Genomic DNA, 7328 nt, shown 5'->3' on the forward strand with positions numbered 1-7328 from the left:
TACTGTAAACAACGCTACTAGTTTCTACACTTTTTAAAGGCAGTCGGCGAAAGCGTGGCCGAACCAATGAAATACTATGACAACAATGTGTCGGGCAGCTTGGTATTGGCAGAAGAAATGGCGCGTGCCGGCGTATTTAAGATTGTGTTCAGCTAATCGGCTACGGTTTACGGCGATCCGGGTAAAGTGCCTTATACGGAAGATATGCAACCGGGAGATACGACCAGCCCTTACGGCACGTCGAAGTCTATGGTGGAGCGCATTTTGACGGATATCCAAAAGGCCGATCCGCGTTGGAGCGTGATTTTGTTGCGCTATTTCAACCCTATCGGTGCGCATGAAAGTGGTTTGATCGGCGAGCAGCCAAACGGCATCCCAAATAATCTGCTGCCTTATATCCGCCAAGTGGCTTCAGGCAAGCTGCCGCAGTTGTCGGTTTTTGGCGATGACTACCCCACCTCAGACGGTACAGGTATGCGCGACTATATCCATGTGATGGATTTGGCGGAAGGCCATGTGGCGGCGATGCAAGCGAAAAGCGATGTTTCGGGCGTACATCTGTTTAATTTGGGTTCGGGACGTGCTTATTCGGTATTAGAAATCATCCGTGCCTTTGAAGCGGCCTCCGGCTTGACCATTCCTTTCCAAATCAAACCGCGTCGTGATGGCGATTTGGTCTGTTTCTATGCCGACCCTGCCTACACCAAAGCGCAAACCGGCTGGGAAACCAAACGCGATTTGGCGCAGATGATGGAAGACTCATGGCGTTGGGTCAGCAACAACCCAAATGGCTACGATGATTAAGTTAACCTGATGCAGGACGTCTGAAAGAGATGTTTTCAGACGGCCTCTTTATCTGAAAAACACACATTCTGTCTGCTATAATCCGTTCATATTTTTTGGCTATCCTCTGAAATTTATGAAAAAAATCCTTGTTACCGGCGGTGCGGGCTTTATCGGTTCTGCCGTTGTCCGTCATATTATCCAAAACACCCAAGACTCTGTCGTCAATGTCGATAAGCTGACTTATGCCGGCAATTTGGAATCTTTGACCGAGGTAGCCGATAATCCTCGCTATGCTTTTGAGCAAGTGGATATTTGCGACCGAGCCGAACTCGACCGCGTATTCGCACAACACCAGCCTGATGCCGTGATGCACTTGGCAGCGGAAAGCCATGTCGACCGCTCTATAGATTCTGCAAGTGAGTTTATCCAAACCAATATCGTCGGTACATTCAATCTGCTTGAAGCGGCCCGCGCCTACTGGCAACAAATGCCGTCTGAAAAGCGCGAAGCCTTCCGTTTCCACCATATTTCCACCGATGAAGTCTATGGCGATTTGCACGGCACAGACGATTTGTTTACCGAGACCACGCCATACGCGCCATCCAGTCCCTACTCTGCCTCTAAAGCGTCCAGCGACCACCTCGTCCGCGCATGGTTGCGTACTTACGGTTTGCCAACCATTGTAACCAACTGTTCCAACAACTACGGTCCGTACCATTTCCCGGAAAAACTCATTCCTTTGATGATTCTGAACGCGCTGGACGGCAAACCCTTGCCTGTTTATGGCGACGGTATGCAAATCCGCGACTGGCTGTTTGTCGAAGACCACGCGCGCGCGCTGTATCAGGTTGTTACCGAAGGTGTTGTCGGCGAAACCTACAATATCGGCGGCCACAGTGAAAAAGCCAATATTGAAGTCGTCAAAACCATCTGCGCCCTGCTGGAAGAGCTTGTTCCTGAAAAACCAGTGGGTGTAACGCGTTATGAAGATTTGATTACCTTCGTGCAAGACCGTCCCGGCCATGACGTACGCTACGCCATCGACGCTGCCAAAATCGGCAGAGAGCTGGGCTGGAAACCTCAGGAAACATTCGAATCCGGCATCCGCAAAACAGTGCAATGGTATTTGGACAACAAAACTTGGTGGCAAAACGTATTGAACGGCAGCTATCGTTTGGAGCGTTTAGGTAAGTTGTAAGCCATGCAATCCTTCCATTGAAAACATCAAGCTTCATCATACAAAGGAATATCCATGTACTCTCTATCCCGCATTTTTTTATTAGCAACTTTGACCTCTGCCTTGTTTGTCTCTGCGCCAATTTCGGCCAAAGAAACACGACATCATGCCGCACAAACAACAGTTCAGAAGACAACAAAAGCCGATGGTAGCTCCATCGAAAAGGCAATTGTCATCATCGAAAACGACACTATGCGTGGCATTGCCGCTGAATATTCCTGGATTGAAGAAAACATGCCTGAATATCGCGTAGTCAGACAAGCCCTGATAGAGCAAAATGACAGCGTCTATGACCGTCTCGACGTTCAAAATGAAGCCGGAGACATCCGTTCTATTTATTTCGATATCAAAAGTTTCTTTGGCATGATAAACGGCAAGCCTCTTTAAAACCGAAGGCCGTCTGAAAATCACGCAAACACACACTACTCAGGAGAAAACCCATGAAAGGCATCATCCTTGCCGGCGGCAGCGGCACGCGCCTCTACCCCATCACGCGCGGCGTATCCAAACAACTGCTGCCCGTGTACGACAAGCCCATGATTTACTATCCCCTGTCCGTATTGATGCTGGCAGGAATCCGCGATATTTTGGTGATTACCACGCCCGAAGACAACGCCTCTTTCAAACGCCTGCTCGGCAACGGCAGCGATTTCGGCATTTCCATCAGCTATGCCGTGCAACCCAGCCCGGACGGCTTGGCACAGGCATTTATCATCGGCGAAGAATTTATCGGCAACGACAATGTTTGCTTGGTTTTGGGCGACAATATTTTCTACGGCCAATCATTTACGCAAACATTGAAACAGGCCGCCGCCAAGACTCACGGCGCAACCGTATTCGGTTATCAGGTCAAAGACCCCGAACGTTTCGGCGTAGTCGAATTTGACGAAAACTTCAACGCCCTGTCTATCGAAGAGAAACCGCAACAGCCCAAATCCGATTGGGCAGTAACCGGCTTGTACTTCTACGACCAACGCGTCGTCGAATTCGCCAAACAAATCAAACCGTCCGCCCGCGGCGAATTGGAAATTTCCGATCTCAACCAAATGTATTTGGAAGACGGTTCATTGTCGGTACAACTTTTGGGACGCGGTTTCGCATGGTTGGATACCGGCACGCACGAAAGCCTGCACGAAGCCGCTTCATTCGTCCAAACCGTGCAAAACATCCAAGACTTGCAAATCGCCTGCCTGGAAGAAATCGCTTGGCGCAACGGTTGGCTTTCCGATGAAAAACTGGAAGAACTGGCGCGCCCGATGGCGAAAAACCAATACGGCCAATATTTGCTGCGCCTGTTGAAAAAATAATGTTTGAGGCCGTCTGAAACTTTTCAGACGGCCTTTAGATGAAAGATAAAAAGATGAACATCATTGATACCGCCATTCCTGACGTAAAACTGCTTGAGCCCCAAGTCTTCGGCGACGCGCGCGGCTTTTTTATGGAAACCTTCCGCGACGAGTGGTTTAAAACCCAAGTCTGCGAACGCACCTTCGTACAGGAAAACCACTCCAAATCCGGCAAAGGCGTATTGCGCGGCCTGCACTATCAAACTGAAAACACACAAGGCAAACTCGTACGCGTGGTTGTCGGCGAAGTATTCGATGTAGCTGTCGACATGCGTAAAGACTCCCCCACTTTCGGCAAATGGGTAGGCGAGATTCTGTCCGCAGAAAACAAACGCCAACTGTGGGTACCCGAAGGTTTCGCACACGGCTTCTATGTACTGAGCGATGAAGCCGAGTTCGTCTATAAATGCACAGACTATTACAACCCCAAAGCCGAACACTCGCTGATTTGGAATGATCCGACCGTCGGCATCGACTGGCCGTTGCAAGGCGAGCCGAACCTGTCGCCTAAAGACTTGGCAGGCAAAGTATTGGCCGAAGCAGTCACGTTTTAAGACTATTCAGGCCGTCTGAAAGAATGTTCCTCTTTTCAGACGGCCTACAATCCATTAATAACAATAATCGACGAAAACGCATTGTGAAAAACGCCTACATCCCCTCTCGCGGCATCCGCAAAATCCCCCATCTCTCCACCCTATTGCCCGAGTTTCATATCTGCAAAGACGGAAAAGGAGCGGAGGCTGTGGTCGGCTGGGGTTTGCGCCCGACGACACACAAAGCGCGTGCTTTTGCCGCCGAACACCAGCTTCCCTTTATTGCTTTGGAAGACGGCTTTTTACGCTCGCTCGGCCTGGGAGTCGCCGGTTATCCCCCTACTCCATCGTCTATGACAACATCGGCATCTACTACGACACCACACGTCCTTCGCGTTTGGAACAACTGATTCTTGCCGCCGATGCCATGCCGTCTGAAACCTTGGCTCAGGCGCGGCAGGCGATGGATTTCATCCTAAAACACCACCTGTCCAAATACAACCACGCGCCCGAACTTTCAGACAATCATCCCTTACGCTCCCCATCCAAGTCTGAAACCGTCCTCATTATCGACCAAACCTTCGGCGATATGGCCATCCAATATGGCGGCGCAGACGCCTCTACGTTTGAACTGATGTTTCAGACGGCTTTAAATGAAAACCCGCAAGCCGATATTTGGGTCAAAACCCATCCCGATGTTTTGTGCGGCAAAAAACAAGGCTATCTGACCCAACTGGCGCAGCAACACCGCGTCCATCTTTTGGCAGAAGACATCAATCCGATTTCTTTGTTGCAAAACGTCGATAAAGTTTATTGCGTTACTTCGCAAATGGGTTTTGAGGCGCTTTTGTGCGGCAAACCGCTGACCACCTTCGGTCTGCCGTGGTATGCCGGATGGGGCGTGAGCGACGAACGCCACCCAAAAATCGACAGCCTTGTTCAAACCCAACGCCGCGTCCCCCGCAACTTGCTGCAGCTCTTCGCAGCAGCTTATATTCAATACAGCCGCTACCTCAATCCCAATACCGGCGAAGCAGGCAACCTCTTTGATGTCATCGACTATCTGGCGACGGTCAAACGCAAAAACGACAAATTGCGTGGCGAGTTATATTGCGTCGGTATGTCTTTGTGGAAACGCGCGGTTGCCAAACCGTTCTTTAACGTACCCTCTTGCCGTCTGAAATTTATCTCTTCCACCCAAAAACTGGCCGGGGTCAAACTGTCCGACGATACACGCATCCTTGCTTGGGGCAACGGCAAAGAGGCCATCGTCCGCTTTGACGAACAACACCACATCCCCCTGCTGCGCATGGAAGACGGCTTTATCCGCTCGGTCGGACTCGGCTCCAACTTAGTGCCGCCGCTGTCGCTCGTTACCGACGATATGGGTATTTACTTCAATGCCGAAACCCCGTCCCGTCTCGAACACATCCTACAAAACCAAAACTTCGACGATCAAGACTTTCAGACGGCCTTGAAGCTGCAAAAAATGCTGACCGAAAACCACATCAGCAAATACAACGTCGGCAGTTCAGACTTCACCGCCCCGTCAACCGACAAAACCGTGATTCTCGTTCCCGGCCAGGTTGAAGATGACGCGTCTATCCGCTACGGTTCACCCCAAATCTATCGCAATCTGGATTTGCTCCGTACCGTACGCGAACGCAATCCCAATGCCTATATCATTTACAAACCACATCCCGATGTAGTCAGCGGTAACCGCATCGGCCATATTTCCCCTGAAGATGCTGCACGATATGCCGACCAAACCGCCGAACAAGCCGATATCCTGACCTGTCTCCGATACGCAGACGAAGTACATACCATGACTTCGCTGACCGGTTTTGAAGCCCTGTTGCGCGGCAAAAAAGTCAGCTGCTACGGCCTGCCTTTCTATGCAGGCTGGGGACTTACCCAAGATCTGCTGCCCATTCCGCGCCGCAGCCGCAGGCTTGAGCTTTGGCAGCTGATTGCCGGCACGCTCATCCACTATCCCGACTACATCCACCCCGAAACCCATCAGGCCATCAATGCGGAAACCGCTGCCCAAATCCTGATACATCAAAAAAATATGCAAAAAAACAACAACGGATTACATCGCGGTTACTTTGCTAAAAAATTAGGTAAAATCAAACAACTATATCGATCTTTCAAATAAATACCATCTAAATTAACAATACGTCATAAGCTTGCCTCTGTTGCGGCATTATTGCCTTTGCATCGTTAATTCTCTTGGCGTATGCTTGAAAGTTCAACCTAAAACTATTACATAAAAAACAAAACCACATTGCGACATGAAACAGACCGTCCTCAAAAACAACCTGCAGAACCTGCTTGAAAGCGCAGAAAATATCCTGCTGCTTCAAGGTCCTGTCGGCGATTTTTTTCTGCGCCTTGCCGACTGGCTGACTGAAAACGGTAAAACCGTACATAAATTCAACTTTAATGCAGGCGACGACTATTTTTATCCGCCCACTCAAGCTCATACCGTTGTTTTTCACGACGACTACGAGGCCTTTCCTGAATTTTTGCAAGAATACATCGTTCAACATCAAATCCAGGCAGTTGTCTGCTTTGGCGACACACGCCCTTATCATGTCATTGCAAAACGCATTGCAAACGAAAACCAAGCCAGTTTCTGGGCGTTTGAAGAAGGCTATTTCCGCCCCTACTACATCACATTAGAAAAAGACGGCGTCAACGCATTTTCCCCGTTACCGCGCCGTGCCGACTTTTTTTCTTGAACAATTCCCTAAGCTTGCCCAGCAAGAATATAAAGCGCCAACGCCGGTACGCGGCGGGTTTACGCCCATGGCAAAAAACGCCATCCGTTACTATATCGAGTTGTTCCGCAATCCACGCAAATACCCCGACTACATCCACCACCGCGCACCCAATGCCGGCCATTACCTCAAACTGTGGTCGCTCTCCATCCTCAAGCGTTTGAACTACTATATTGAAGACATCCAAATCGCCAAACGTGTGGAAGCAGGCAAATACGGCAAGTTTTTTATTGTTCCCCTGCAGGTATTCAACGACAGCCAAGTCCGTATCCATTGCGACTTTCCCAGCGTCCGCAGCTTCCTGCTCCATGTTTTGAGTTCATTTGCTGAGCACGCGCCTTCCGATACCAACATCATCATCAAGCATCACCCGATGGCCCGCGGTTTTATCGACTACTGGCGCGACATTAAGCGCTTTATCAAAGAACACCCCGAACTCAAAGGCCGCGTGACTTACGTCCATGATGTCCCCCTGCCCGTTTTCCTGCGCCACGGTCTCGGAATGGTCACCATCAACAGCACCAGCGGCCTGTCCGGACTGATTCACAATATGAGACCTTTGCAAAAAAGTCCTCCCCCCAACAGCCGAAACCTAAACACAGGTTTTCGGCTATTTCCCTCCCCAAATCACTCCTAATTCTAC

4 protein-coding genes and 3 pseudogenes are annotated in these 7328 nt (G+C 50.0%); all 7 read left to right on the forward strand.

What is annotated here, in order from left to right:
* Positions 1–24: 24 nt before the first annotated feature.
* Positions 25–804, forward strand: a pseudogene (gene galE / locus HMPREF3052_RS03765) (UDP-glucose 4-epimerase GalE); the annotation flags it as partial.
* Positions 805–919: 115 nt separating this feature from the next.
* The gene (gene rfbB / locus HMPREF3052_RS03770) at positions 920–1984 is read left to right on the forward strand and encodes a dTDP-glucose 4,6-dehydratase (RefSeq protein ID WP_070748634.1); all 1065 of its coding nucleotides are present in this window, start codon (positions 920–922) and stop codon (positions 1982–1984) included.
* Between the two features lie 54 nt (positions 1985–2038).
* Positions 2039–2410 (forward strand): adenosylhomocysteinase, encoded by a 372-nt coding sequence (locus HMPREF3052_RS03775; protein WP_191620682.1) that lies wholly within the window; start codon positions 2039–2041, stop codon positions 2408–2410.
* Positions 2411–2463: 53 nt separating this feature from the next.
* Complete coding sequence (rfbA, locus tag HMPREF3052_RS03780; protein ID WP_070748636.1) at positions 2464–3330, forward strand: glucose-1-phosphate thymidylyltransferase RfbA; 867 nt, start codon at positions 2464–2466, stop codon at positions 3328–3330.
* Positions 3331–3383: 53 nt separating this feature from the next.
* Complete coding sequence (gene rfbC, locus HMPREF3052_RS03785) at positions 3384–3923, forward strand: dTDP-4-dehydrorhamnose 3,5-epimerase (protein WP_002251782.1); 540 nt, start codon at positions 3384–3386, stop codon at positions 3921–3923.
* A gap of 23 nt (positions 3924–3946) precedes the next feature.
* A pseudogene (locus HMPREF3052_RS03790) lies at positions 3947–6060 on the forward strand (capsular polysaccharide biosynthesis protein).
* A 136-nt stretch (positions 6061–6196) separates the two neighbouring features.
* Positions 6197–7238, forward strand: a pseudogene (locus HMPREF3052_RS03795) (capsule biosynthesis protein); the annotation flags it as partial.
* Positions 7239–7328 lie beyond the last annotated feature (90 nt).

The organism is Neisseria sp. HMSC056A03 (assembly GCF_001815685.1).
In the GTDB taxonomy this organism is placed as follows: Bacteria; Pseudomonadota; Gammaproteobacteria; order Burkholderiales; family Neisseriaceae; genus Neisseria; species Neisseria subflava.